Annotated in this window: 25 protein-coding genes; 20 read left to right on the forward strand and 5 right to left on the reverse strand. The window is 43.3% G+C overall.

Going from position 1 to position 25,941, the window contains the following annotated elements:
• Nucleotides 1-352: 352 nt before the first annotated feature.
• Together prfA and RH96_RS05095 are read right to left on the reverse strand one after the other, a co-directional pair.
• Nucleotides 353-1,444 carry a peptide chain release factor 1 gene (gene prfA, locus RH96_RS05090; RefSeq protein ID WP_010198072.1) on the reverse strand — a complete coding sequence of 364 codons (1,092 nt, stop codon included), beginning with the start codon at nucleotides 1,442-1,444 and terminating at the stop codon, nucleotides 353-355.
• Between the two features lie 264 nt (nucleotides 1,445-1,708).
• The gene (locus RH96_RS05095; protein WP_010198073.1) at nucleotides 1,709-2,854 is read right to left on the reverse strand and encodes a beta-ketoacyl-ACP synthase III; all 1,146 of its coding nucleotides are present in this window, start codon (nucleotides 2,852-2,854) and stop codon (nucleotides 1,709-1,711) included.
• A 296-nt stretch (nucleotides 2,855-3,150) separates the two neighbouring features.
• Here RH96_RS05095 and pnuC point away from each other — a divergent pair, with 296 nt between their 5' ends.
• The 4 genes from pnuC (at nucleotide 3,151) to creD (ending at nucleotide 6,754) form a co-directional block, all read left to right on the forward strand.
• Nucleotides 3,151-3,864: a nicotinamide riboside transporter PnuC gene (gene pnuC, locus RH96_RS05100; RefSeq protein WP_010198076.1), complete on the forward strand. Its 714-nt coding sequence runs from the start codon at nucleotides 3,151-3,153 to the stop codon at nucleotides 3,862-3,864.
• The gene (locus tag RH96_RS05105) at nucleotides 3,815-4,399 is read left to right on the forward strand and encodes an AAA family ATPase (RefSeq protein ID WP_010198077.1); all 585 of its coding nucleotides are present in this window, start codon (nucleotides 3,815-3,817) and stop codon (nucleotides 4,397-4,399) included. The genes pnuC and RH96_RS05105 overlap by 50 nt, the downstream gene beginning before the upstream one ends.
• A gap of 63 nt (nucleotides 4,400-4,462) precedes the next feature.
• Nucleotides 4,463-4,987: a TIGR00645 family protein gene (locus tag RH96_RS05110; protein WP_026037149.1), complete on the forward strand. Its 525-nt coding sequence runs from the start codon at nucleotides 4,463-4,465 to the stop codon at nucleotides 4,985-4,987.
• Nucleotides 4,988-5,116: 129 nt separating this feature from the next.
• Nucleotides 5,117-6,754 carry a cell envelope integrity protein CreD gene (gene creD, locus RH96_RS05115; RefSeq protein ID WP_010198079.1) on the forward strand — a complete coding sequence of 546 codons (1,638 nt, stop codon included), beginning with the start codon at nucleotides 5,117-5,119 and terminating at the stop codon, nucleotides 6,752-6,754.
• A 115-nt stretch (nucleotides 6,755-6,869) separates the two neighbouring features.
• Here the strand turns inward: creD and RH96_RS05120 are convergent, their stop codons facing one another.
• Nucleotides 6,870-7,553 (reverse strand): DUF421 domain-containing protein, encoded by a 684-nt coding sequence (locus tag RH96_RS05120; RefSeq protein ID WP_010198080.1) that lies wholly within the window; start codon nucleotides 7,551-7,553, stop codon nucleotides 6,870-6,872.
• 463 nt (nucleotides 7,554-8,016) lie between these two features.
• On the opposite strand from RH96_RS05120, the gene RH96_RS05125 reads away from it, so the two are divergent.
• Nucleotides 8,017-8,928 (forward strand): DMT family transporter, encoded by a 912-nt coding sequence (locus tag RH96_RS05125; RefSeq protein WP_010198081.1) that lies wholly within the window; start codon nucleotides 8,017-8,019, stop codon nucleotides 8,926-8,928.
• Nucleotides 8,929-9,200: 272 nt separating this feature from the next.
• Nucleotides 9,201-10,148 (forward strand): DMT family transporter, encoded by a 948-nt coding sequence (locus RH96_RS05130; RefSeq protein WP_010198093.1) that lies wholly within the window; start codon nucleotides 9,201-9,203, stop codon nucleotides 10,146-10,148.
• A 400-nt stretch (nucleotides 10,149-10,548) separates the two neighbouring features.
• Here RH96_RS05130 and RH96_RS05135 read toward each other — a convergent pair whose 3' ends face one another.
• On the reverse strand, nucleotides 10,549-11,187 hold the full coding sequence (locus RH96_RS05135) for a LysR family transcriptional regulator (RefSeq protein WP_010198095.1): 639 nt from the start codon (nucleotides 11,185-11,187) through the stop codon (nucleotides 10,549-10,551).
• Nucleotides 11,188-11,287: 100 nt separating this feature from the next.
• Here RH96_RS05135 and RH96_RS05140 point away from each other — a divergent pair, with 100 nt between their 5' ends.
• From RH96_RS05140 to RH96_RS05150, 3 genes are all read left to right on the forward strand, one after another.
• On the forward strand, nucleotides 11,288-12,313 hold the full coding sequence (locus RH96_RS05140; RefSeq protein ID WP_026037150.1) for a zinc-binding alcohol dehydrogenase family protein: 1,026 nt from the start codon (nucleotides 11,288-11,290) through the stop codon (nucleotides 12,311-12,313).
• A gap of 92 nt (nucleotides 12,314-12,405) precedes the next feature.
• Nucleotides 12,406-13,227: a PhzF family phenazine biosynthesis protein gene (locus tag RH96_RS05145; protein WP_010198098.1), complete on the forward strand. Its 822-nt coding sequence runs from the start codon at nucleotides 12,406-12,408 to the stop codon at nucleotides 13,225-13,227.
• 6 nt (nucleotides 13,228-13,233) lie between these two features.
• Nucleotides 13,234-13,566, forward strand: a complete 333-nt coding sequence (locus RH96_RS05150) for a YnfA family protein (protein WP_010198099.1) — start codon at nucleotides 13,234-13,236, stop codon at nucleotides 13,564-13,566.
• A 272-nt stretch (nucleotides 13,567-13,838) separates the two neighbouring features.
• Here RH96_RS05150 and RH96_RS15295 read toward each other — a convergent pair whose 3' ends face one another.
• Nucleotides 13,839-13,961 (reverse strand): hypothetical protein, encoded by a 123-nt coding sequence (locus RH96_RS15295; RefSeq protein WP_264623036.1) that lies wholly within the window; start codon nucleotides 13,959-13,961, stop codon nucleotides 13,839-13,841.
• 416 nt (nucleotides 13,962-14,377) lie between these two features.
• On the opposite strand from RH96_RS15295, the gene RH96_RS05155 reads away from it, so the two are divergent.
• From RH96_RS05155 to radA, 11 genes are all read left to right on the forward strand, one after another.
• Nucleotides 14,378-15,001, forward strand: a complete 624-nt coding sequence (locus RH96_RS05155; RefSeq protein ID WP_010198104.1) for a 6-pyruvoyl trahydropterin synthase family protein — start codon at nucleotides 14,378-14,380, stop codon at nucleotides 14,999-15,001.
• A complete protein-coding gene (gene tsaE, locus RH96_RS05160) occupies nucleotides 14,994-15,548 on the forward strand; it encodes a tRNA (adenosine(37)-N6)-threonylcarbamoyltransferase complex ATPase subunit type 1 TsaE (RefSeq protein WP_010198106.1) in 555 nt (184 codons plus the stop codon). The genes RH96_RS05155 and tsaE overlap by 8 nt, the downstream gene beginning before the upstream one ends.
• Before the next feature lie 87 nt (nucleotides 15,549-15,635).
• A complete protein-coding gene (mutL, locus tag RH96_RS05165; protein ID WP_010198107.1) occupies nucleotides 15,636-17,519 on the forward strand; it encodes a DNA mismatch repair endonuclease MutL in 1,884 nt (627 codons plus the stop codon).
• Between the two features lie 49 nt (nucleotides 17,520-17,568).
• The gene (gene miaA / locus RH96_RS05170) at nucleotides 17,569-18,759 is read left to right on the forward strand and encodes a tRNA (adenosine(37)-N6)-dimethylallyltransferase MiaA (RefSeq protein ID WP_010198109.1); all 1,191 of its coding nucleotides are present in this window, start codon (nucleotides 17,569-17,571) and stop codon (nucleotides 18,757-18,759) included.
• 455 nt (nucleotides 18,760-19,214) lie between these two features.
• Complete coding sequence (hfq, locus tag RH96_RS05175; protein ID WP_010198110.1) at nucleotides 19,215-19,742, forward strand: RNA chaperone Hfq; 528 nt, start codon at nucleotides 19,215-19,217, stop codon at nucleotides 19,740-19,742.
• A gap of 517 nt (nucleotides 19,743-20,259) precedes the next feature.
• A complete protein-coding gene (locus tag RH96_RS05180; RefSeq protein WP_010198112.1) occupies nucleotides 20,260-21,252 on the forward strand; it encodes a KpsF/GutQ family sugar-phosphate isomerase in 993 nt (330 codons plus the stop codon).
• 151 nt (nucleotides 21,253-21,403) lie between these two features.
• Complete coding sequence (locus tag RH96_RS05185) at nucleotides 21,404-21,970, forward strand: KdsC family phosphatase (protein ID WP_010198113.1); 567 nt, start codon at nucleotides 21,404-21,406, stop codon at nucleotides 21,968-21,970.
• Nucleotides 21,967-22,554 (forward strand): LPS export ABC transporter periplasmic protein LptC, encoded by a 588-nt coding sequence (gene lptC / locus RH96_RS05190; RefSeq protein ID WP_010198114.1) that lies wholly within the window; start codon nucleotides 21,967-21,969, stop codon nucleotides 22,552-22,554. The genes RH96_RS05185 and lptC overlap by 4 nt, the downstream gene beginning before the upstream one ends.
• A 221-nt stretch (nucleotides 22,555-22,775) precedes the next feature.
• Nucleotides 22,776-23,258 carry a lipopolysaccharide transport periplasmic protein LptA gene (gene lptA, locus RH96_RS05195; protein ID WP_227500943.1) on the forward strand — a complete coding sequence of 161 codons (483 nt, stop codon included), beginning with the start codon at nucleotides 22,776-22,778 and terminating at the stop codon, nucleotides 23,256-23,258.
• Nucleotides 23,259-23,394: 136 nt separating this feature from the next.
• Complete coding sequence (gene lptB / locus RH96_RS05200) at nucleotides 23,395-24,105, forward strand: LPS export ABC transporter ATP-binding protein (RefSeq protein ID WP_192811737.1); 711 nt, start codon at nucleotides 23,395-23,397, stop codon at nucleotides 24,103-24,105.
• Nucleotides 24,106-24,489: 384 nt separating this feature from the next.
• Nucleotides 24,490-25,935: a DNA repair protein RadA gene (gene radA, locus RH96_RS05205; RefSeq protein ID WP_010198120.1), complete on the forward strand. Its 1,446-nt coding sequence runs from the start codon at nucleotides 24,490-24,492 to the stop codon at nucleotides 25,933-25,935.
• Nucleotides 25,936-25,941 lie beyond the last annotated feature (6 nt).

A 25,941-nucleotide genomic window follows, 5' to 3' on the forward strand; every position in this document is an offset into this window, starting at 1 on the left:
AAAATTAAATCAATGCTTAGGGTCTGTTGAACATTCAAATATTAGGACTGCTGATCGCTAAAATCAGCATCAAACTAGGCGTAAACCGACGATAATGTCTAGACCTTAGTTAGGTTTATAACAACGTTTGGGGTGATTTTAGCATCAGCCCTTCGGGGCGGGACTATTTTTTGCCAATACATGGCGAAATTGTCTAACCTAGAATGCTAGGCGTCAAAAATTTCACTGCGTATTGTCTAAAAAACAGCCACTGCCAGTTCCACATTTGAATGTTCAACAGACCCTATTATTATAAAAAAATGACATCATGATGAAAAATCATAAAACTGCCAATGTGTTGTAGGATTGGCTGCTAGTCGCCACCGCCGATACTCGCCATCAAATCAGCCTGATGCTCACGTAGTAGTGAGTCAAGAATCTCATCCAAGTCGCCTTCCATAATAGAGTCGAGCTTGTATAAGGTCAGGTTGATACGATGATCGGTCATACGCCCTTGCGGGAAATTATAGGTGCGAATACGCTCACTGCGATCGCCACTACCGATTAAGTCACGGCGCATCGAATCAGCAACATCGACTTGTGCTTGTACCTTAACCTGCTGAATACGTGAAATGAGCATTTTCATCGCTTGTGCGCGGTTTTTGTGTTGGCTACGCTCTTGTTGACACTCTGCGACTGTGCCCGTTGGAATGTGTGTCAAACGTACAGCTGAGTCGGTGGTGTTAACGTGCTGACCACCAGCCCCGCTTGAACGGAACGTATCAAAACGGATATCAGCTGGGTTGAGCTCGACGGTATCATCAATCTCAACTTCAGGCATGACTGCAACGGTACAAGCTGAGGTGTGCACACGGCCTTGGCTTTCGGTTTCAGGAACACGCTGGACACGGTGCACGCCAGACTCAAACTTTAGGCGACCATAGACGCTGTTGCCTGATACGCGAGTGATGATTTCTTTATACCCGCCATGCTCACCTTCGCTTGCAGACAGCACGTCCAATGTCCAGCCTTGGCTCTGTGCGTATTTTTGGTACATTCGGAACAAGTCACCAGAGAAAATCGCTGCCTCATCGCCGCCGGTCCCTGCACGAATCTCCAAAAATGCTGGCACTTTATCGTTAGGATCTTTTGGTAGCATCATAAGATTAAGCGCTTCTTCCATCTTTATGATGGTATCACGAGCATTATCAATCTCGTCTTGCATCATCTCTTTCATGTCAGGATCTGTCGCATCAGCCAGCATAGCTTCTGCATCGGCCTGATCCGTTTCTGCACCCACGTAGTTTTGCCATAAAGTAGTGATATCCATCAAATCGCTGTGCTCGACAGACAATTCACGGAATTTATTATTATCACTAATGACACTAGGATCTGATAACAAGGCGGTGACCTCTTCATAACGGTCTACCATCTGGTCTAAACGCAGGCGTAAGGATTCTTTCATAAAAGGACTTTTAATTGGATGATAAGAGTAAGAGCGTGATTATAGCAAATTTTTCACCGTAAATTAAAACCTCTGAGTAATCTTGCTGCTATTCTAAGTAATTTTGCCATTCTATTGGCAGACATTCCTATCGCTGCTGAAATACTATCCTGTTTTCTCATCAGTCAGTGGTTATAAAATGCGATGCTAAAAACGTAGACATAAAAAAATAGCCAAGAAAGATCTTGGCTATTTTTATCGTTAAAAAAGATCTAGAATGAAACGCTACACTTTACGAACCAATACTGAGCCAATCGAATAACCTGCGCCGAATGAACAAATCACGCCCAAATCACCTGATGCTAACTCATCTTTATAGCGATGGAACACAATCATCGGGCTGGCTGAGCTGGTATTGGCAAATTCAGCAATGACGCTTGGGACAATCGCTTTATCTGCTTCTTTACCGATGACTGTACGTAGAATTAAATCTAACATATTGGCATTGGCTTGGTGTAACCACATCATTTTCACATCACTGGCTTGTAATTCGTTCTCAGTCAAATGCTCTGTGATGATCTCTGACACTTTTGGACAGACTTCACGGAATACTTTACGACCATTCTGTAGAAACAGTTTATCCGTGACTGGTTCTTTGATATCCGGATACATCTCAGTCTGTGCCGCTAAAAACTCTGAGCGATCCATAAAGCCGTATTCGTTTTTTATGTTAGTCGAAAACTGAGTAAATAGCTTAGAGTTAAGAATCTCATAACCTTTTGGCGTATCGAGATCTTCAACGATAGACGCTGTCGCTACGTCACCAAAGATGAAGTGGCTATCACGGTTACGCCAGTTTAGATGCGCCGAGGTAATCTCTACGTTGACCACAGCGATGCGCTTGGCCAAACCAGAGACGATAGAGCCGTGCGCTTGTGATAGACCAAAAGTCGCGGCACTACAAGCGACGTTCATATCATAAGCAAAGCCGCCAATCATACCGATTTCATTTTGAATCTCGATGGCAACCGCAGGATAAGTGCGCTGGAAGTTTGAGCAAGCAAGGATAATACCATCCAAGTCATTGGCCTCAAGTCCAGCATCAGCCAAAGCATCTCTAAGCGCTGCGGCACCCATTTCTGCCATGATAGACAGCTCTTCGCCTAGATTGCGATAAGGAATCACGGGAGCCATGATTTCAGGATCTAAAATGCCGTCTTTTTCCATCACATAACGTGATTTGATACCCGATACTTTTTCGATAAAAGCAGCTGAAGAAGGCTCAAGTGCGGTCACAGTCTCTGCTGCTATCTCATCAGCATGCTTTGCATTATAATTTTCAACATACTGGTTAAATGACTCTACTAACTCTTCGTTGCTGATGCTGTAAGGTGGGATATATAGGCCCGTGCCCGTGATACAAGTCGTCATGATAAGCTTCCTTGTCTACTACTGTGGTGCTTGGAATAAGCATAAAAGTGGAAAAATAATAGCCATTCAATTTCAGTGAATAACTGTAAACTTAAAATCAGTGCCTTTATTATGCCTGAATATTATAATTTTTCTAATACTTTGTTACAAATAATCTGTTTCTCGCCATAAATAAGCAAAGACTCAGTTCATTTTACGGTAGCTACGTTATAATTGGCGCTGTTTCACTCTGTACTATTCATCGAACTATATTATTTAGCAAAAATATCAATACACGCTCATATTTAGGAAAGCTAATGGCAGAACTTCTCAATTGGTTATTTGGTCAATACGCTGACTACTCTACGATATTTATTGTCCTTGAACTGATTGCCGTCGTCTTTGGCGTGGCAAGTGTCTTACTTGCCAGCAAAACCAATATTCTGGTCTTTCCTATTGGCTTGGTCAGCACTGCTATATTTGTCTATTTACTGTGGAAGTGGCAGCTGTTTGGCGATATGTTTATCAACGCTTACTATACCGTGATGAGCCTATATGGCTGGATTAATTGGTCAAAGAATAAGAAGATTCAATCTGTTGAGCATAAGCAGTCAAACGATGCTAATAATGTCCGTATCGAGCATCTGCATGCAGGCGACATACCTATACTCTCTGCTTTGGCAGCAGGAACGATGGTGTTTGTAGCACTGATTTATTATTTCCGTCCAGTCATCAATAACGGTTTTAGCTTCGATGGTGCAGTACTTGGACTGCATTTATTTACGTGGGTTGACTACACTGATATGTTCACTACCGCCTTGTTCCTTATGGCGATGTGGCTCATGGCACGGCGCAAGATTGAGCATTGGATACTATGGATTATTGCCGATGCGATATCGGTACCGCTATACTTTTATAAAGGTTTTACGTTTACCGCGCTACAATATGTAGTCTTCACTCTCATCGCAATCTGGGCATATTATGAATGGCAACGACGCTATCGCATTCAATCTCATACAGCATACGCCTAAATCTGTCATAAATGTCGCTATTTTAGGCGCAGAAAGTACGGGCAAGACGACTTTATGTCGGGGTTTGGCAGCACATTTTGATAGCCCTTGGGTATCAGAATATATGCGCACCTACTTACAAGCAAAATGGGATGACGAGCAACTGACTTGCACGTGGGATGACCTGCTACCTATCGCACAAGGTCAGATTACGTTAGAAAATAAATTGGCCAAACAAGTCGCTCAGACGTCCAATGCTAGCCATTATTTGTTTTGTGATACCAGTCTGTTTGAGCTAATGGTTTATTCTCACTGGTATTATGGCGACTGTCCTATCGCCCTTGAGCAAGCGGCATTGGCACATCATTATGATTTGATATTATTGACTGACGTTGATACACCATGGGTCGCTGATGACTTGCGAGACAGTCCACATCAACGTGACGAGATAAGCGCCTATTTCGCCAGCCAACTAAATAAACACCAAAGACCATTCCAGCGCATTGGTGGCGATAGAAAGGAGCGAGTACAACAAGTGCTCGAATGGCTTTCTTAAATTTATCCTATACCACGTTATAAGTAAATGACCTACAACCTTTAAGAATATCAAGAGATGTCTATGCTAAAAAACATTGAACGCTACTTAGAAAAAACCATCTTTAACAGCCGCTGGATACTAGCGCCTTTTTATCTAGGGCTGGTCTTAGGGATTATCTTATTATTTATAAAATTCATTCAAAAAACAGTCATGATGTTTAATACTGTATTTAGCGCTTCGGTATCAGATGTCATTGTCAATATATTAGTGCTAGTCGACCTCTCGTTAGTAGCCAGTTTATTATTAATCATCATATTCAGTGGCTATGAAATATTTGTCTCAAAAATTGATACAGGCGATCATATTGATCGACCCAGTTGGATGGGGAAAGTAGATTTTTCTGGGCTTAAATTAAAAGTCATCGGTGCCATCGTTGCGATTTCTGCCATTGATCTTTTAAAATCATTTATGGATATTCCTAATGAATTGAGTGAGGGTGAAGCAGACAAACTCATGTGGAAGGTCATTATTCACATGACATTCGTTCTATCCGGCTTGCTATTTGCGATTATGGACAAAGTAGTTGGCGACACCAAAAAGCACTGATTTTTATTATTCCACACACTCTCCATTGTTCTTACATATTTTTTCTTTATCACTCCTTTATGATTTTCTTTGAACCTATTGACTGTTATATGGACAGTTTTGGAATAAAGAGTCATATGAGGAGCTTTCATGCAAAAAACACTATTTACCAAACTATCTATCATCGCTGGGCTATGCATTATTTTCGCCATCGGTCTCAATATGATTGGCTCAGTAATTTACGAGCGACAAAATTATGCTGCGTCGGTGATCAAAGAAATCGCCCAGCAGCATATCAATCCGCAAGAAGTCATTACGCCATTTATTGCCATTCCGACTACTGTCACGCCTGAATGTCAGATTACAGCGCCTAGCACAACCAGTAAATGTGCACCGTCCTACTCAAAAATTGAAACCATTTTTGCAAATCAAACCCAAGCAACACAAGATCTTGAGGTAAGCACTGATACCTATAAGCGCGGCATCTATCATGCGACCAGTTATGATGGGACATTGAAATTTGACCAACGTTACACTTTTGATACAACCATCAGCCGCTTATATGAAGCGACGAGCACGGCTAGTGCAGAGCAAAGCTCCGTCAATACACCTGCCAGTAATAATAAAACGAAACCCAGAGAAACCATCATTCACTGGAATGAAGCAAAATTGATTATTCCAGTATCCGATCTGCGCGGCGTCGCGACTCTACCAACGGTAACCATTGATAAAAAACCGATAAAAGCGACTTACCCGCAGACACCGTTACTGAAAAATCTGACCTATGTAGAAGTCGCTATTCCGCAAAACATATTGCAGCCTGCCACGAAAAACATGGCTAGCCAGCAAAGTAGGAGCAGTCTCATTGCCACAAGCACCAGCAGCGAGGTATTGGCCAGTACAGATATAGGCAGTCAGTCGCCCGATATTAAAGGCACTCAAGCGACTGACATCATGATTGACTTGCCATTAGCGGGTATTAGCAATTTAAATACGGTTCCGACTGGACAAAACTTTAACTTAACGATGCGCAGTAATTGGCATGCGCCCAATTTCATTGGCAAGGCGCTCCCTAACGCCAAGAAATTTACTGCTAACGGTTTTGAAGCCAGTTGGCAAAATCAATATCTAACGATCGCCAACAATCAAGATTTGTCGCAGTGTCTTAGAATCGCTAACAACCGATGTGTCGTCATCAGTAAAGCCACTCTCGATACCAGTAGCCAGTCAATGACTCCTGATGATGCGATTACAGCAGTAGAAGGTATTGTCACAGAAGAAGGCACTACCATGACTGACAGCTACCAAAATGTGCGCCTGAACAGCTTTGGTGTGAGTTTTGCTGAGCCTAATGACGTATATTTACAAACCGAACGAGCGATGAAATACGCCTTACTATTAATCTTGGTCTCATTCGGCACTTTTTTCTTATTTGAAGTGATTAAATCCAGCCGCATCCACCCTATTCAGTACCTGTTGGTCGGTTGTGCGCTGTTTGTTTTTTATGTTTTATTATTACCACTTGCTGAGCAGATCGTCTTTTGGAAAGCTTATGCCATTGCTGCCAGCGCCTGTGTTGGACTCATTGGTTGGTATACTTATTATGTACTGGGCGGCATCAAACGAGCCACGATTTTTACTGCCACACTGGCAGGATTGTATGCCTCATTTTTCGGCATCTTAACCACTGAAGATATGAATTTATTGCTTGGTGCTGTTTTCTGTTTTGTACTACTCGCTTGCGTGATGGTCATGACCCGTAAAATTGACTGGTATAAAATCGCCTAACTCAGTTAGCGCGTGCAAAAAACGTTCAGTCTAGGGCTGTCTTACGTTGGTATCACTCGCTAAACCTACCAACATAAGACTGCTCAATCTACTCATAGATAATTCAATATAGTTGTCATCTAATAATCTTGCTATTTAAGGCTTTTGCCCAGTTTCTACAGTCGTTTTCACAGCGTTCGCAGCACTGACTAGGGTCAGATAGGTGATTGACGTAGCCGCAATGCATACATGCATAATGCGTTCCTGACTCTATCTCTTTGACGGGTTGATACTGCTTAGGGAAAAGTGGCATACCATAGATGGTGTGATCAGGTGCATATAACAAAATACTAAAATTACCGTCTGTCTCTAGCAAGCCAGTACGCACTTGACCCAGATGCTCAACCCCTTGTTGGCGCATTTCAGCAAAAAACTCATCATGGGACATTTTGCCCTTTTTAATTTTATCGAGTACCAGCATGCCGTCTTCTACTATGTAGAGCGACTTCCCTTCTAGTAGATCTTCGAAAGGCTGATATTTCATCATAGCCCAAGTACATAAACGATAAAGCAGAATTACCGTACTCATAATCAGTACAGCCTGAATAATCGGAAGATCCTCAGTAAACATGGGATCACCTGCAATAGAACCAAGTGATAAAATAATGGTCAGCTCAAAAATAGACAGTTGGCGCACGCCGCGCTTGCCAGTAAAGCGTAAAAACAAAATGATCAGAGCAAACATCACGATGACGCGTATCACAATTTCAGCGGCAAATGCCCATGTGGTGTCATAAATAAAAATACTTGCCCAATCCATATCTTTCTTTCCTTGTCATTTTCAAATCGAGTCTATTTATAAGGTATGTATCATTTTAATTTATAAGTTAGTTTTTGGTATTGCACTATACTACTTCCATTCCAATATAAGGCTCAACAATAAATTTTTGCTATAGTCGATCCAAGACATTTTAAATCAATCCAAGATATTTTGGATACAAGGAAGGCGAGTAAAAGTACCATAGATGGTAAACTGAGCGCGCCTTACACCATATAAATGTTCAACAAACTCTAGGGCGTGTCCTCATTTCAAAAATGGTGATAAAAATGAGATAAATTGCAGTCAAACGAGGAAAATAGCGCAGATAATATCGGGATATTAACCAGCTATTTAACGATTTTTGACAAAATTTAGCCATTTTTAGCCCGTTTAGATATGATTAATTGAATTGAGGACACGCCCTAGTTAATTAAAACCAATTTAATGATTGTAGGAATTATTTTTGAAAGCCACGTTATACACGATTATTGCCTTAGTAGCATTTGCCGCAAACTCTCTTTTTTGTAGAATGGCCTTGGCAGAGGGATACATAGATGCGTGGAGTTTCACCATCATCCGTCTGCTTAGTGGTGCTATCTGTCTGAGCATTATTATGGGCGTTTATAGCTATAACCTACGACGCAAAGATTTAACCCTCAACAATCCACAAAATAAAGCTATTTTGAAAGACAAAGGCAGCTGGCTCAGCAGTCTAAGTTTGGTGGTGTATGCGCTTTGCTTTTCGATTGCTTATGTTGAGCTTGATACCGGAACTGGCGCGTTGATTTTATTTTCGGCGGTTCAACTCACCATGATTGGCTGGGGTATTTACAAAAAAGAGCAGTTAAGTGCCTTACAATGGATGGCTTTTATCGTAGCAGTAGCAGGTTTTGTCTATCTTATGCTGCCATCAGCAGCTGTCCCATCCGTATTGGCAGCGACATTGATGGCCGTCAGTGGCGTGGCATGGGGCATCTACAGTATACGCGGCAAAATCTGCGTATCACCGCTACGAGCCACGGGCTTTAACTTTATCAGAAGCCTCGTCGCTATTCCGCTACTACTTATCATTGGTATGGCTTATTTAAAAAACATGCCATTAGCCACTATCAGTATCGAGGGCATCTTATTGGCTTGCGCGTCGGGCGCAATTGCTTCTGGCATGGGTTACAGCGTTTGGTATATGGCAATGCCTTTATTAAAAAGCACTCAGGCGGCAGTAGTACAACTCTGCGTACCAGTATTGGCTGCCATACTTGGTGTGGTATTTTTATCGGAGCAGCTGACCCTACCGTTTATTCTAGCAAGCGCGGTCATCTTGGGCGCGGTACTGGTGTTTATCTTAAATAAAAAAACACCACAGACCGCTAGTTAATATTATGAGGCATGGTAAGTCCGATATAAAATGACTTACTCTATGTCATACCCATCAAAAATAAGAATGCCAGTAGCATAAGTTACTGGCATTTTTTATGTGTGGTTATGATTATGTAACAGCCAATATACTCATAAACACTCAACTGGTTTTGGCTACCGTGTCTTTAATAATGATATCCTATCTAGGGCGTGTACCTCAACCTGAACGAAAGCGGCTAAATGAGAACACGCCCTAATAATCGGCTTCATTACTTATTACTAGGGTAGTTCATGAGTGAATCAACCAATAACAACTCATTTTATAAAAGACACACTTGGCTTGTCCCGTTAACTTGCCTGTTGGCTGGTGGCGCCTTGATAGGCATTTCCACCAATCTAGCGAAAGCGGCAGGGCAAATTGGCTTGTCGCCACTCGCCTTTCTTTTTTGGTCGATTACTGGTGCAGCGCTCTTACTATCAGCCGTGGCGATTTTACGGCATGATCTACCACCGCTAACTGTACGTAGCTTAGAATACTATTCGGTCGCTGCCCTTGTCAGTGTTGCAGGCTCCAACCTGATTTTATTTTCTGCAATTCCACAAGTTGGTGCAGGTTTTGTCGCTTTAATTATCGCTTTGCCACCATTGCTCACCTATCTTGGCGCGCTATTTATGCGTATGGAGACATTCAATGTCGTTCGCGCTATGGGCGTGGCGGCAGCGCTGAGCGGTGTGGGTGTGTTAGCAATACGCAAGTTTTCGGCTCCCGATGCCAGTATTTTCTGGATTTTACTCGCGCTGTGTGGCCCTGTTTTGCTAGCGATTGGGAATATCTATCGTACCTTGCGTTGGCCAAATGCGGCGTCGCCCAGTTCGCTGGCACCCGGCATGTTAATCGCGGCGGCTATCTTTCTAGGTGTGGTTGGCACATTGCCAAACTTCTCGCTTGCGGTGCCAACGGGCGCATTACTGCCTATTGGGTTGATTGTGCTACAAGCCTTTATCTTTGCTGGACAATTTTTATTGCTGTTTTTATTGCAAAAAACAGGCGGTCCCGTACTATTAAGTTTATTAGGCTCAGTAGGCGCAATCGTTGGTGTGCCAGTGGCCATCTTTTTGCAGGGAGAAAGTCCACCAGAGGGTCTGTTTTTAGGGGCTTCCTTAATTGCCCTTGGCATCGTATTGGTCACTTGGGGTGGCGTAAAAATGATAGTAATTCCAGATAATACGCATCATTAAAGCATGTCCTCATTTTAAAAATACTGATCATACCAAACCCAAAAAGTACGATTAGCTGTGTCAAACTCGCTTAGTCTACAATGCGTAGTACTTATATTCGTTTTCCTTGCTACTCTAATTTTTGTGAATGGCATCACTTCTTGTTATTGCAACTTTATCTGAAAATCATATTTATCGATGACAAAAAAACGCCAGTAACTTAAGCTACTGGCGTTTTTTAGCAGTTTATTCAGGCTTATAAATTATTGATTTACTAGGGCATGTCCTCATTTTAAAAATGAGGATAAAAGTGAGATAAATTGCAGTCAAACAAGGAAAATAGCGCAGATAATATCGAGATATGACCTAGCTAATTGACGACGTTTGGCAAGATTTAACCACTTTTAGCCCATTTAGATCGCTATCGGTTGAATTGAGGACACGCCCTAGTGAATTCCCACACATCGTGAGTGATATCGTACAGCTGATAAAACAACCCATTGTGCGTCGGTAGCTCATGCGGATGCTGGGGTATGCCGTGACGTGTTATATACGCGGGCGATGCACAAAGCAACCCTGGGACATCACAAATCTTAAAGCCGTAAAGACTGGCATCTTTTGGCGAACCATAGCGTAATGCCATGTCTACAGAGTCACGATAAAAGTCTATATGACTATCGCTTAGATCGGTTCTCAAGCTCATATTGGGATGATGATCTAGTAACTCATCAAGCCATGGTGTAACGATGTTGCGCCCCAAATCAGAAGGCAGTGCAATGCACAGCTCACCATCGACGATATCGAGATCTTCTTTGATATTTTGCCTAGCTTGCTCAAGCAATAAGAGTGCTTTTTCACATTCTGGAATGTAGCGCTCTCCGGCACTCGATAGACGTAATTGACGCGTGGTACGAATGAATATTTCAGCGCCCAATGTTTTTTCTACCCGTTTGAGCGCAGCACTGGCAGTTGCCACACGCATGTCTAAATGCGCTGCCGCTGCCGTGATATTGCGATGTTCAGCGATTTTTAGAATAACTTCGAGATCAGATAACAGCATATTCTCAATTCTTATTTGATAATGTATCAAATATTACCCTGTTTATCTTGTCATAAGCCAGCGTTATGATGGCAGCCACTTAACGAACCGGAGCAGCATGATGAAAGCCATTGGATTTATACAGTCTTTACCCATTACTCACACGGACTCATTGCAAGATATCGAGTTGCCACAGCCTATCGCAAAAGGCTTTGATTTATTGGTCAAAATCAGCTCTATCGCGGTCAATCCTGTCGATTATAAAGTCCGCCAAAACATGCCATCCGAGGACGGTAGCCATAAAGTCATTGGTTGGGACGCAGTCGGTGAAGTGGTCGCCATTGGTGAGAAGGCGACACGCTTTGCAGTTGGCGATAGGGTTTACTATGCAGGCGAGCTCGATCGCCAAGGCAGTAATGCAGAGTATCAATTGGTGGATGAGCGTATCGTTGGTATGAAACCAAAAAGTCTGTCGAATAACGAAGCGGCAGCATTGCCGTTGACCACTATCACGGCATGGGAGATATTGTTTGAGCATTTAGCCATTCAGCAGCAGCCAGTCACTGATAACAGTAAATCTGATGAGGTTATCTTAGTCGTTGGTGCTGCAGGTGGGGTAGGTTCTATTTTGCTACAACTGGCAGCAACATTAACGGGGGCTACCATTATCGCGACAGCCTCACGTGAGCGCTCAAAGCAGTGGGTGCAGACACTGGGGGCAGATTATGTGATTGATCATAGCCAGCCACTAGCGGCACAAATCGAAGCGTTGGGCATTGGCCCTGTGACCCATGTCGCAGGCCTTCAGAGTACTGAAAGCTACTTCGATACTTATATAGATATCTTGACGCCTTTTGGGAAAATAGCGATAATCGATGATCCTGAGCAGTTAGACATCACCAAAATTAAGTTTAAAAGCCTCTCATTTCATTGGGAGTTTATGTTTGCCCGCTCACTGTTCAAAGCCTCGGACATGGCAGCACAAGGTCAGCTATTAAACCGTGTCGCTGACTTGATTGATCAGGGTTATATCCAAACCACGGTTGGCGAAAACATGGGTGTCATCAATGCGACCAATCTACGAGCGGCTCATCAAGCGCTAGAGTCGGGCACAACGATTGGTAAAATAGTATTGGAAGGTTTTTAATATTTGAATGTTCAACAAACCTTAGGGCATGTCCTCATTTTTATCACCATTTTAAAATGAGGACACGGCCCAATCAAAAATAAGAGACAGATATGCAACTAGAAATCAATGTTATCGATGCTTTTACTGATACTGTTTTTAAAGGTAATTCAGCAGCCGTTATTATCACCGATAGCTGGCTCGCTGATGATCTAATGCAATCGATTGCTTTTGAAAACAATTTGTCTGAGACGGCATTTTTGGTTTTAGATGAGAGTGATGGTAAAGATATCTATCATATCCGCTGGTTTTCACCGCTTACTGAGATTGCCTTTTGCGGTCATGCAACGCTAGCATCTGCTTTTGTGCTATTTAAGAAAAATCCTAATTTAGCCTTTATTAAATTTTCAGCCGACGCCGTTGGGATATTGACCATCGTGCAAACAGACGCTGGCAAGATACAAATGGACTTTCCCAATACTAAACCTGAAAAAGTCGACAATGTCCCTGATAGTTTGCTGGCAGGATTGTCTATTGCACCAGCTGAAGTCTATAAAAATACCCAAGCCTATTTCGTGATTTATAATTCTGAAAGCGATGTATTAAACGTAGAGCGTGATAACGAGCAGCTAAAACAGCTCGCACCTTTAGATGTGGTGGTGACATGCCAAGCTAAGTCTGCTGAATACAAAGACTACGATTTTGTATCACGTTATTTTTGGCCAGCCAATGGTGGTGATGAAGACCCAGTGACTGGATCAGTGCACACAGGACTTGCGCCATTATGGGCTGAGCGTTTGGGTAAAAATGAATTGGTCGCTTATCAGGCGTCAAATAGAGGCGGGGTGCTAGACTGTGTTGTTGCAAAAGATAGGGTACTTGTTTCTGGTAATGCCGTGCAGTATTTGACAGGATTTATCACGGTCGAGGAGTAGCAGGTTTTGACAGAATTAAAGACACTAGGGCTTTTTGCACTGACTGCATTAGCAGAGATTATAGGTTGTTACCTACCTTATTTATGGCTGCGAGAAGGTAAGTCTATCTGGCTGCTTGTTCCCAGTGTGCTGAGTCTGGCGGCCTTTGTTTGGTTGCTGACATTACATCCAACCGCTGTAGGCAGAGTCTATGCAGCTTACGGTGGGGTATATGTTGTGATGGCGATTTTATGGTTGTGGACGGTGAACGGTATCAGGCCTACCACATGGGATATCGTAGGGTCTGCGGTTGCATTGTTAGGCATGGCAATTATTATGTTTGCACCGCGCAGTGGCTAGGGCGTGTCCTCAATTCAACCGATAGCGAGCTAAATGGGCTAAAAGTGGTTAAATCTTGCCAAACATCGTCAATTAGCTAGATAATATATCGATATTATCTGCGCTATTTTCCTTGTTTGACTGCCATTTACCTCACTTTTATCCTCATTTTTAAAATGAGGACACGCCCTAATATCAATGCAGCGCCTAACACAAAAAATGCCAATCAAACCGTGAGGTTCAATTGGCATAGCTTTAACTAATATTCAATTAGCGCAGTGATGCATCCAATATTAATGTTTGCCTAAGATACTGCCACTGTCATCTTTCTTAGATTGCTTGGCGGCTTTCTTTTCTTTTGCCGTCAATAGCGGTTTCTTTTTCACATTTTTCTTACTATCTTGACCTTTACTCATGATTTTTTCCTCTTTAGGTAGCTTATACAGCCATAAGCCAGATTGGCTGACTAGCGGGCGGAATGGCTACAATTGACGCAGATGCTGCGTACTAGATTGAGTATAGCTCTAAGCCTGTGCAATAGATAGCGATAGCACAATTTCCCTACGCTTCAATGCGGTCGTTCTATTTGGATAAATATTATTCAACGCCTCTTTTATATTGAAATTCTGAATATCTCAGTCATATTGTCGGCTTAAGATATGTTCAAACGATGCGTTTAATCAATACCAATATCAATATTAGTATTCGTAAGTGCTTACTTACGGAGTCATCACGATTTGCTATAATGAGCCACAAGCCGATGAGTCGTCGCGGCAAACTTTTATAATATTCCTATTTAGCACAAAGATGCTTACTGTTTTGGTTGATTGTTATGCGTATCCGTAAACTTTTTAAATTTGAAAATGCACATATTGTGCGTAATTGCAGCTCTGAGCGTTGCAAACACTCTATCCATGGTCATAGCTATCAGATTGAACTGATTCTTGAGGCTAAGCGCTTGGATCATGGGCAAATGGTCTATGATTTTGGACTATTAAAGTCGTCTATCAAGGATATTATCGACAGTTTTGATCATGCGATTTGCTTTTGGAATAAAGACGACCCTGAATATATCGCTGCTTGCAAAAAATTCAGCGCGCGCTGGATAAGCTTGCCGGTATCGCCATCGGCAGAGCAATTCTCTAGAGTCATCTTCTTTTGGGCGCAAGAAATTCTCAAACAAACCCAAATGCAAAACGGTGAGTCTGATGTCAGCGTCTACTCGGTGATTGCGCACGAAACCGCAACGGGTTACGCCCAGTGTTTTGCTGATGATGTGGCCAATGAACAAATGGGTCAGCTTAATTTAGAAGCGTTTGAGTTTAGCGACCAAGTCAGTGCTGAATGGCATGACACCGATCTGTATGCCAAATTGATTCGCGGTGAAAGCTTTACTAATCCAACGGTAACTATGCAGGTACAGACGCAAGTACAGGCAGGCACACCCGATGCCTAATAGTACAACAGAAGACAAAAACGTCAAAACATTGACACTGTACTCTGAAGACGATACTCAGCGTTTGGCTGCGCAATTAGCAGCGTTGCCATTGACGGGCAGTGTGTGGCTGGCGGGTGATTTAGGGGCAGGTAAAACTACTCTGACTCGTTACTGGTTACAGGCGCTAGGGCATACAGGAGCTGTCAAAAGCCCGACTTATACCTTGGTCGAGCCTTATAGCATCGACCAAAGCAGTATCGAGCAAAACAGCATCGAGAAAAAAGACGGCTCAATCAAGCCCGTCTACCATGCGGATTTGTATCGTCTGCAAGACCCAGAAGAATTGTCCTTTATAGGCTTCGATGAGTATCTCGATGAGCCAAATGCGCTGGTCATTATTGAATGGGCAAGTCGTGCGGACAGCTATTTACCACCGCCGATTTTGTTTATTGATATGACGCAGGCTAATAGCGGTGATAAAAATCAAGAGTCTCGTCACGTTGAGCTGCGACTATCGAAGGCAGGACAAGCGCAAGGTTTGGATCTATCATCCTTTAAGATTTAGTTATACCTTCAATATAAGTCATCAATATTCGCCAGCATTACTTATCACTACGCAAATTATCACTACGCAAAATAAAGATACCTCTTAATGCCGCAAATGCCAGACAATCATTTTAATACCCGCATCAAAAAACTATCGCCGCTGCTCATCAATCAATTGGCAGCTGGTGAGGTGGTGACACGCCCAGCCGCGGTGGTCAAAGAGCTGCTTGAAAACGCGATTGACGCTGATGCCACCAATGTTGAGATACATATTACCCAAGGCGGCATGGGTATGATTGAGGTGATCGACAATGGCGTTGGAATTCATCCTGATGATATGGCCATGGCGATTACCCGTCATGCGACCAGCAAAGTCGCGGATGTGGCTAACTTGCATGGCATTACGACGTTGGGTTTTCGCGGGGAAGCATTGGCTGCAACAGCAGCAGTTTCTCGGCTGACGCTAACCAGTAGCCATGATGACAGTGGTATCGGTCGCCAGTTGCAGGTCGCGGGTGTGTTAGATGACATACCAAAAATGATACCAGTTGTGCATCATCGTGGCACGACCATTACGGTTAAGGATTTATACTTTAACGTACCAGCCCGTCGCGGCAATTTGAAATCTATTGCGACCGAGTTTGGTCATATCGAAACGATCGTGCGCGAAGTGGCTTTGGCGCGAGCAGATGTAGCGCTTAGTCTCTTTCATGACAATAAAAAACGGCTGTCACTGTCTTCAAATGCACGTGTGCTATTGGCAAATGCGATGCCTGCAAGCGACGGATCTATCAGTGCTAATGCAGGCAACAGTGTCAATCCTTTACCATTGTCACGGCTAGAGCAAGCCACGAGTGCAGAGCTCACAGTGAACGCACTTGAAGTAATGATTGATTTGTCCAGTTTGTGGCAGCCGTCTACAGAATACACGGATAGTACAAGCTCTAGTAGTCAGGCAGGTATCTATGGTTGGTTGTGGCCTATTAATAAGCAGGCGAAACAGCAGGACAGCTTACCAAAGCTACTGTACATCAATGGTCGCTTGGTCAAAGAGCCGATCATCAGCAATCAGCTTCGTCAACTCGCGCAGAGTGCTCATTTAGATGGCATCGGTTATGCCCTTTATTTTGATTTGCCGACTCAATGGCTTAATATCAATGTCCATCCGTCCAAACAGCGTATCAAGATCAGTCCATTAAATAATGTTATGGCACATTTAAGCCATGCCATTCATGCAAAACTGAAAACCATTACTACGATGGATACGGTCACATCCACCAGTTATAATAGACAGGCGCTAGACGATGACAATACTAAAAGCCAGTCTTTTACTACGACACCGCGCAATGCATCGCCTACGACCCATTTAAGACAAAGCCAGCAAGTACAAGCGCCTGAACAGTTATACCAACTGTCGGTAAGTGCTCCTATTCTAAGCAATCCTTTTTTGCAACGCTCAAAACAGTCCTATTCAGAAAAGTCTTATCGTGATGAATCGTCAGCACAGAGCCTCAAATCGCGCAGCACAATGTCAATTACCAATAGTGCTGAGACCAATAGTGCCGATATTTCGAGTAGCTCATCAGTAGCAAGTAAGCCTTTGCCCGTCTGCTTAGATATTATTACCCACTTAAATGACATAGCAACCGAATCTGCTAATGCTAAGGACATGGATAGTAAATCGCTGCCTTGGCTACTATTTTACCACCAAGCACAATGTCTGCTGATTAGTGCGGTAGATTGGCAGTCAAAGCTAAGTGTGTTATTTGAATCGCAGGTCCTGAGTAATAACGTCTCTAAAAAAGACGAGGTACTAAAGAGCCCAGCATATATCAATCAACAACTCGCTACCGTAAGCTCGCAAATGTCTGCGCAAGACTTGATCGTTTTTATAGAAGATATTGACTCCTTAATCACTGACAATGCAATCAAAATCATAGACAGTCATCAATTAGTAGCGGCAATGTTCTCACTTTTGAACAAACAATAGCGCCAAATTATATTTTTGCTACCCACCATCTCATTAGTAAAGGCAACCTATGCGACATTCATCTGACAGCTTATCTTATAGATTGAGTCCCAATTTAGCGGATAATAGCGTGGTTTGCTTGATGGCGCCAACCGCGAGTGGTAAGACAGCACTGGCCTATGAGCTATACGATACAGGTCGTTATGAGCTTATCTCAGTAGACTCGGCGCTGATATATCGTGATATGAATATCGGTACGGCAAAGCCTACGTCTGATGAGCTGGCGCGTTATCCTCATCACTTAGTGGATATGATTGACCCTATGCAGAGCTATAGTGTCGCTGAGTTCGTCAGCGATGTCGCCCGTTTGATTGATAGCTGTCATCAGAACGGTAAGATACCGTTGCTAGTAGGCGGTACCATGATGTATTACATGGCGTTACTGGATGGACTATCCCCTGTACCTGATAGCGATGACGGCATTCGCGCGCAGGTAGAGCAATGGCGACAGGAAGAGGGTATTAGCGCGCTATATGAGTATTTGGGTAAGGTTGATCCGATAAGTCACCAGCGTCTTAATGCTACTGATACTCAGCGTATTACTCGCGCTATTGAGGTATATCTACAAACGGATATTTCTATAAGTGAGTGGCAACGCAAACCCAAACAAGCATTAGCAAATAACCCCAATCAGAATTGGCACGTATTGGCAGTGATGCCTGATCGTCCGTGGTTGCATGAGCGTATCGCCCAGCGTCTAGACATCATGTGGAGTGAGGGTTTGGTGGCTGAAGTAATCGGACTGCTTGAGGAGTATCCATTGACACCGAACTTACCTTCTATGCGCTGCGTTGGTTATCGGCAAGTACTAGAGTACCTTGTACATACCAATCATCCAATATTTGAGCAACCGCATTTAGATAAAGCGCTTTTCTATGAGGCTTTTGGTGGATTAGATGAGTCGATAAATCAAAAAACAAAGCAGGACAAAATGTCTCAGCCTCTGATTGCATCAAGTTTGTCCGATAGCCAAACCGAGGTGCTTGCTTGTCAGCAAATGCAAAATAAGGCATTATATGCGACAAGGCAGTTGGCAAAGCGCCAATATACTTGGCTGCGTAAAGTAATACAATTGCCTGATAGTGCAGTAGACACGGCAACAAAATCTGACTCATTTAACGATGCGAATGACCCCACAAACCATGCATTAGAGATGAAGGTATTTACAACGATGGCACAGGCAAGAGACTATTTATTTTAGCCTATATAGATGACCATCGATTGAATTGAGGATATGGCCTAGTAGATTTATTGGCTTGTTTTTTACACTATCTTCTTAGAAACACAACACAGTAGTAACGCTTCATAAGTACATGAGAAAGTAATGACAATTAGTTTCAAAGTATAACGTGAATAACTGCTATAATTTAATACCAGAAAAGTGGTGGATTTTGTAGAATCACCATAACTTTGCCAATAATTATTGTCTAACGTTTGTTGGTAAAAACAGTTTATGAAACAAGTGGTTACTTAATTTTTTTACAATAATAATGTATTCGCGATAAAGTGGAATCACTTAAGAAGAACCGATGTTTATTTAGATACGTTTTATAAAGAAAAATTATTATTGTATCTACTCTTTGCCATTATAATTCAAGCAACACTTAAAATAATTGGCGCTTAAAACATAATTATATAATATTTAGGAGAGATTTCATGTCAAAAGGACAAACTTTACAAGATCCGTTCTTGAACTCGCTGCGCAAAGATCGCATTCCTGTCTCTATTTTTTTAGTCAATGGTATCAAATTGCAAGGTCAGATCGAGTCATTCGATCAGTATGTCGTATTGCTCAAAAACACAGTGAGTCAAATGGTATACAAACATGCCATCTCGACGGTTGTGCCAGCACGTAATCCGCGTAGCAGCACAACGACAACGACCAGTGCCCAGCCTCAAAGTGCAGCGCCAGCCGCTTATCAAGGTGGAGGTTTTGAACGTGGTAGCAACCCTGCTAGCACCGGTGGTTTTGAAGAGCGTGGTTTTGCCTCGAACCGTAGTGGCTTTAACCGTGGTGGTTTTAGCCAAGGTCAAGATCGTGGCTTTGAGCGTGGTAGCTTTGGACAAGGTCAAGAGCGCGGGTTTGAACGTGGTGGATTTGGTCAAGACCGTGGATTTGAGCCACCAGCAGAGAATGCGAACTTTGAAAATAAGCCAAGTGACGAATCTGATGATAACAACTAAGTTGATAATAAATAACCAATCATAGATAGATACACAAGAAGTATTTTGCCTATAGATGCGTTATCTCGACTTGATATATTTAATCAAAACCTGCTGCTATAGTGGGTTTTTTTTGTATAAATAGACGTATAATAACTAGGGTCTGTTGAACATTCAAATGTGGAACTGGCAGTATCTATTTTTTAGACAATACGCAGTGAAATTTTTGACGCCTAGTCATTCTAGGTTAGACAATTTTGCCATGTATTGGCAAAAAATAGTCCTGCCCTGAAAGGCTGATGCTAAAATCACCTCAAACGTTGTTGCAAACCTAGCTAAGGTCTCGACATTATCGTCGGTTTACGCCTAGTTTGTGGTAATTTTAGCAATCAGCAGTCCTAATATTTGGATGTTCAACAGACCCTACTTAGCATTGATATCTATTTGACGTTAATGCTGGGTTTTGCAGGGCATTATTAATATTGCTCAGAGTATAGTAAAATATCTTATTGATTCATTATAAACATAGAGCTGATGCATGAGTAATAGCCAAAGCAATCTGACCCATGAGCAATATATTAGTACCGCTATCGAAGCGATTAACACCGAGATATCGGCGTTAGCACTACTGACAGAGCAGATAGACGACAGATTTGCGCAGGCTTGCGATATTATTTTGGCTTGTAAAGGTCGGGTAGTGGTCACTGGTATGGGTAAGTCAGGACTGATAGGGCGCAAAATCGCCGCGACCTTTGCTTCTACTGGCACGCCCGCTTTTTTTATGCATCCTGGTGAGGCTGGGCATGGCGACTTGGGCATGCTGGTGAAAGGCGATGTGTTGCTTGCCATCTCTAACTCTGGTGAGTCAGATGAGATTAAAATGCTGCTGCCAGTGGTTAAGCACTTAAATATTCCGTTGATTAGTATCAGTCGTGATAAGCGTGGCATGTTACCGCGTGCAGCTGATATTGTATTGACCCTAGGCAAATCGCAAGAGGCGTGTCCGCTGAACCTTGCACCTACCTCCAGCACCACGGCTACATTGGCGCTAGGTGATGCGTTAGCAGTGGCTTTAGTACATGCGCGTAATTTCACTTCAGAAGATTTTGCTCTATCGCATCCAGCAGGGGCGTTGGGTCGTCAACTGCTCACTCGCGTCGAAGATTTAATGCATACTAAGTCAGAAGATTTGCCACTTATCAATCAACAAGCACCATTGCAAGAGGCGCTCTTTACTATGTCTGCTGGGCGCTTAGGGATGACAGTGGTCACTGACGATAATGATAAGGTTGTTGGGGTATTTACAGACGGTGACTTACGCCGCGGTTTAGAAAAAGGCATCGATCTACAAACCCCGATGCGCGATGTGATGGTGCACGATCCACGCCGAATCAGCAAAACCATGCGAGCATCAGACGCTCTGAGTGTCATGAATGAAAATGGTATCAGTCAGCTATTGATTATCGATGAGAAAGATCGATTAGAAGCGATTATTACGGTTCATGATTTACTACAAGCGGGTGTTAAGTAAGCATTATCTATAGTCAGGTCAATATAAAAAAAGACACAGCGTGCCTGATATAAATTTTTTGTCGCCTCTGTCTGCGTAGGCACAGCAAGCAAGAAAAATTTGTACCAGTCACGCATTATAGAGCCAAAAAGTCTTTAAGAAAGGATAACTCATGCAAGACTTAATAAAAAAAGCCGGACAAGTTAAGCTATTGGTATTAGATGTTGATGGTATTTTGTCAAATGGTCAAATCATCTATGACGCCAATGGTGTTGAGACCAAAGAGTTTTCAGTGCACGATGGTGTTGGCATTAAGTCGTTAGCACGTTATGGCATTTTGACTGCTATTATTACGGGTCGCATCAGCCCCATGGTGGATAAGCGCGCCATTGAAATAGGTGTGGATTATGTGGTGCAAGGTCGTGATGACAAGCTGATTGCCTTAAATGAGCTGCTATCTACCCTTGATCCTGCGCTCAATATCACAGCGGCTGATTGTGCTTATATGGGCGATGATTTGCCAGATATCAAGGCAATGCAAACTGTGGGATTTGCGGCAACAGTGCCCAATGCCCATGCCGAAGTAATTAAGCGCAGCGATATGGTGACCACACGTGCAGGCGGTACTGGCGCCGTACGTGAAATATGTGATCTTATCTTAAAAGGTCATGGCCATTATAAAGACTTTATCGCGCATTATACGCTTGATGAGGCACCAACTCAGGATACCTTATCGTGAATACTCGTGTTTTAATCGTTTTAGCGTTGATTATTGCTGGTATTGCTGGCTGGTTTTTTCAGCAGCAAGGAGACATATCACCGCCAGTTAGCATGGAAGCGACCGATGTTGATTATGAAGCGACTGATATTAAGGCGGTGCAAACCAATGAGCAAGGCGACACTGAATATGAGCTTACTGCTGAATCATTGACGCACAATCCGGCAACTAACGAAGATGAGATGTCAGGCATCACAATGAATTGGGAGCCCTCAGATGAGCAGCGCTATCGTATCGAAGCGGGTAGCGCTGCCATCAGTCAGCAGACTGGTGAATTGAGCTTGTCTGGTGGTTTTACCTTAGTTAGTGAAGACAAAGCCGATGGCGCATCAGATATTGAACCCATTAAAGTGACGGGCAGCACGCTCAAAGGTAACACCAAGTCAGGCCAAGTTTATAGTGATGAAATGGTCAAGATTGAACAAGGGATGAATCGATTTGAAGCATCGAGCATGAAAGCCAATCTGGAGACTGGGGAATATGAGTTTGGTCAAGTGGCGGTTAATTTTTCTCCTGCTGATCGTAAAGACAAGGCATTATTCTAATTGAAATGATCTTTGCCCAAAGAGATATTCAAAACCATATAGTCAGTGAAAGTTAGTCTGACGCCCTATGGGATTGACTATAGCTAGCATGAAGTTTGCAAATCCTACTACTAATAATAAAATGAGTAATGTTTATGAAATCTAAGTTTTTGCCTACTCTGCGCTCATTATCGACTCGCTCGATACAAGTCTCTTCTAGCCTGCGCACGCTACCAGTCATCATGTTGCTAGCGTTACCACTATATGGTCATGCGCTGCCATCAGACGCCAATCAGCAGATTAAACTGTTGGCAGACAAAGCCACGTATAGTGAGCGTACCGGTGTCACCAGTTATTCTGGTGGTGTGGTTATTACTCAAGGTACGTTTAAGATGACCGCTGATAATATCACGGTCAATTTATCACAGGGTCGTAGTATCAACTCTGCAGTAGCGACTGGGCGACCAGCCACCATGCAGCAAGTGGTCACGCAAGAGAAAGGTCTGGCAAAAGGTCAGGCCAATAAGATCGACTACAATGCGATTACTGGTATTATTACTTTGACCGGTAATGCAAAGCTGGTACAAAATGGCGCCAGTTTTGCGGGCAATGTCATTCGTTATAGCTTAAAGGCAGGTGATGTAGAAGCGACTGCTGGTGGCAACCAGCGCGTGGAGCTAGTCTTTCCACCTAGCAGCAATAATAGCCAGAGCGGCGTACGCTAAGTGATAGCAGCAATTGCGTAGCAGCACCTAAATTTCGACAACACTATGCGTAAGTTATGAGTAAATTATGAGTGATAACCAAAGTTTTGACGCTTTAGCCCCCACTAACAATGCTAAGCCTGTCGAGCGCTTGAGTATGAAAAACTTAGGTAAGCGTTATGGCAAACGTTGGGTCGTCAAAGATGTCTCATTTTCTGTTGATCAAGGTCAAGTGGTTGGCTTGTTAGGACCAAACGGTGCGGGTAAAACCACCAGTTTTTATATGGTAGTAGGTCTGGTCAACATGGACAGAGGCAGCGTCAGCTTAGGCAACATGGATTTATCCAAATATGCCATGCATGAACGCGCTCGTGCTGGCATTGGCTATTTACCGCAAGAAGCCTCAATCTTTCGTAAATTATCTATCGAAGACAATATCTTGGCTATTTTGCAAACTCGTACAGAATTGACTGCTAGTGAGCAGCGCCAAGAGCTTGAAAAATTGATTGGTGAGTTCAATTTAGGACATGTGCGCAAATCTTTAGGGATGAGTGTATCAGGCGGTGAGCGTCGCCGTTGCGAGATTGCCCGTGCCTTGGCTGCTGACCCGAAGTTTATCTTGCTAGATGAGCCTTTTGCGGGCGTTGATCCTATTTCTGTTGGTGATATTAAAGACGTGATATTAACGCTAAAAAATCGTGGTATTGGCGTGTTAATCACGGATCATAATGTTCGCGACACGCTCGCTATTTGTGAAAAAGCTTATATCGTCTCAGAAGGCGCTATTATTGCTGAAGGCACAGCATCTGACGTCTTAGATAATGAGTTGGTAAAATCTGTTTATTTAGGTAAAGATTTTCAGGTATAAACCGGTCAGTTAATCGCTGTTTTCGTTCGTTTATACTCTCTATAGGTTGGCATAAAGTTTATGCTATTTTTTATGCCAACGACCATCATTTATATCGTATTCATTATCATTTCTGCTACACAGCCTATAGTCAGGTCAATATAAAAAAGAGACAGCGTGGCGGGTATAAATTTTTTGTAGCCTCTGTCTGCACAGGCACAGGTACAGCAAGCAAGAAAAATTTGCACCCGTCAGGCATGATAATGTCCTGTATCCATTTTATTTAGTATCGACTATATCATCTAAGCGGCTTCTTCCTTATAAAATTATTCTTATATAAACACTTATACAAAAGCATTCTGATATTTTATTATTTATTGATTGTCTGAATAAGGCTCATACGTTATGGCAAAAAATAAAAGCAGCTATGTCTGTCAACATTGCGGTGCGCATTTTGGCAAATGGGCAGGACAGTGTACGGATTGCGGGGAATGGAACAGTTTGGTCGAAGCGCCTAATGTCAGTATGCCGCATCATAATAAAAGTACTGCTAAGCCTAATGCTGGTCGTGCAGCGCCTCGTAGCACAGGCAGCAGTGGCACACCTACAGGGAACTATTCTGGTACCCATAGTGCGGTTATGCCGCTTAATGCTGTCAGCGTCGGCCTAGATACGCGCTTGCCTACTGGTATTAGTGAGTTTGATCGAGTATTGGGCGGTGGATTAGTCGCCGGATCTGTTGTACTGATAGGCGGCGACCCCGGTATTGGTAAATCCACTATCTTACTACAAACAGCGACCAATATGGCTCGTGCTGATTCGCTGGCAGGTAGTGCGCTTTACGTGACCGGTGAGGAGTCACTGGCTCAGGTTGCTATGCGTGCCAAGCGTTTAGATTTGCCAGCGGACAGGCTGCGGGTATTGGCCGAAACCAATGTCGAGACTATTTGTGCGGCTTTAACTCAAGAGCAGCCAGCCATCGCTATTATCGACTCTATCCAGACTATTTATACGGATGCCATCAATTCTGCGCCGGGCGGCGTCAGTCAAATTCGAGAATCTGCGGCTATTTTGACACGCTATGCTAAGCAAACGGGCACCGCGCTATTTTTAGTGGGGCATGTGACCAAAGAAGGTACGTTAGCAGGCCCACGAGTGCTTGAGCATATGGTCGATACGGTATTGTATTTTGAGGGACAGTCGGACTCCCGCTTTCGGATGATTCGCGCGGTTAAAAACCGTTTTGGTGCGGTTAATGAGCTGGGTATCTTTGGTATGACTGATATGGGACTGAAAGAAGTCGCCAATCCGTCAGCGATATTTTTGAGCCGTTATGATAAGCCAGTGGCTGGGTCGGTCGTTATGGTCAGTCGTGAAGGTACGAGACCGCTATTGGTCGAGGTACAGGCCTTGGTTGATGATTCGCAAGGGCAGCCCAGACGCATGGCATTAGGCCTCGATTTTCAACGCTTATCCATGCTGCTGGCCGTCATGCATCGACACGGTGGCATTCATACCAGCGGACAAGACGTGTATGTCAACGTAGTTGGCGGCGTCAAGGTAATAGAGACAGGCTCTGATTTGGCCGTATTATTGGCTTGTGCTTCTAGTATTAAAGAAAAACCTTTGCCCTCATCCTTAGCCGTGTTCGGTGAAGTGGGCTTGTCTGGGGAGATACGCCCTGTCCCTAATGGTCAAGAGCGATTGAAAGAAGCGATGAAGCATGGTTTTAAACATGCCATTATTCCTAAGGGCAATGCGCCTGCAAAGGATGCTCCTCAGTTTAAAGGCATCAATGTAATTGCCGTTGAACGTCTCGATGATGCTATCGAAAGCGCATTTGAGTTATAAACAGAT

The sequence above is a fragment of the Psychrobacter sp. PAMC 21119 genome (genome assembly GCF_000247495.1).
In the GTDB taxonomy this organism is placed as follows: domain Bacteria; phylum Pseudomonadota; class Gammaproteobacteria; order Pseudomonadales; family Moraxellaceae; genus Psychrobacter; species Psychrobacter glaciei.

Bases quoted from the DNA above. Each gene is read 5' to 3' on its own strand.
- radA (WP_010198120.1), top strand. From the start codon at position 24,490: ATGGCAAAAAATAAAAGCAGCTATGTCTGTCAACATTGCGGTGCGCAT.
- RH96_RS05120 (WP_010198080.1), bottom strand. From the start codon at position 7,553: ATGGATTGGGCAAGTATTTTTATTTATGACACCACATGGGCATTTGCC.
- RH96_RS05180 (WP_010198112.1), top strand. From the start codon at position 20,260: ATGAGTAATAGCCAAAGCAATCTGACCCATGAGCAATATATTAGTACC.
- prfA (WP_010198072.1), bottom strand. From the start codon at position 1,444: ATGAAAGAATCCTTACGCCTGCGTTTAGACCAGATGGTAGACCGTTAT.
- lptA (WP_227500943.1), top strand. From the start codon at position 22,776: ATGTTGCTAGCGTTACCACTATATGGTCATGCGCTGCCATCAGACGCC.
- pnuC (WP_010198076.1), top strand. From the start codon at position 3,151: ATGGCAGAACTTCTCAATTGGTTATTTGGTCAATACGCTGACTACTCT.
- RH96_RS05140 (WP_026037150.1), top strand. From the start codon at position 11,288: ATGAAAGCCATTGGATTTATACAGTCTTTACCCATTACTCACACGGAC.
- miaA (WP_010198109.1), top strand. From the start codon at position 17,569: ATGCGACATTCATCTGACAGCTTATCTTATAGATTGAGTCCCAATTTA.
- RH96_RS05105 (WP_010198077.1), top strand. From the start codon at position 3,815: ATGAATGGCAACGACGCTATCGCATTCAATCTCATACAGCATACGCCT.
- RH96_RS05130 (WP_010198093.1), top strand. From the start codon at position 9,201: ATGAGTGAATCAACCAATAACAACTCATTTTATAAAAGACACACTTGG.
- creD (WP_010198079.1), top strand. From the start codon at position 5,117: ATGCAAAAAACACTATTTACCAAACTATCTATCATCGCTGGGCTATGC.
- RH96_RS15295 (WP_264623036.1), bottom strand. From the start codon at position 13,961: ATGAGTAAAGGTCAAGATAGTAAGAAAAATGTGAAAAAGAAACCGCTA.
- RH96_RS05145 (WP_010198098.1), top strand. From the start codon at position 12,406: ATGCAACTAGAAATCAATGTTATCGATGCTTTTACTGATACTGTTTTT.
- tsaE (WP_010198106.1), top strand. From the start codon at position 14,994: ATGCCTAATAGTACAACAGAAGACAAAAACGTCAAAACATTGACACTG.
- mutL (WP_010198107.1), top strand. From the start codon at position 15,636: ATGCCGCAAATGCCAGACAATCATTTTAATACCCGCATCAAAAAACTA.
- lptB (WP_192811737.1), top strand. From the start codon at position 23,395: ATGAAAAACTTAGGTAAGCGTTATGGCAAACGTTGGGTCGTCAAAGAT.
- RH96_RS05135 (WP_010198095.1), bottom strand. From the start codon at position 11,187: ATGCTGTTATCTGATCTCGAAGTTATTCTAAAAATCGCTGAACATCGC.
- RH96_RS05095 (WP_010198073.1), bottom strand. From the start codon at position 2,854: ATGACGACTTGTATCACGGGCACGGGCCTATATATCCCACCTTACAGC.
- RH96_RS05155 (WP_010198104.1), top strand. From the start codon at position 14,378: ATGCGTATCCGTAAACTTTTTAAATTTGAAAATGCACATATTGTGCGT.
- hfq (WP_010198110.1), top strand. From the start codon at position 19,215: ATGTCAAAAGGACAAACTTTACAAGATCCGTTCTTGAACTCGCTGCGC.
- RH96_RS05185 (WP_010198113.1), top strand. From the start codon at position 21,404: ATGCAAGACTTAATAAAAAAAGCCGGACAAGTTAAGCTATTGGTATTA.
- RH96_RS05110 (WP_026037149.1), top strand. From the start codon at position 4,463: ATGCTAAAAAACATTGAACGCTACTTAGAAAAAACCATCTTTAACAGC.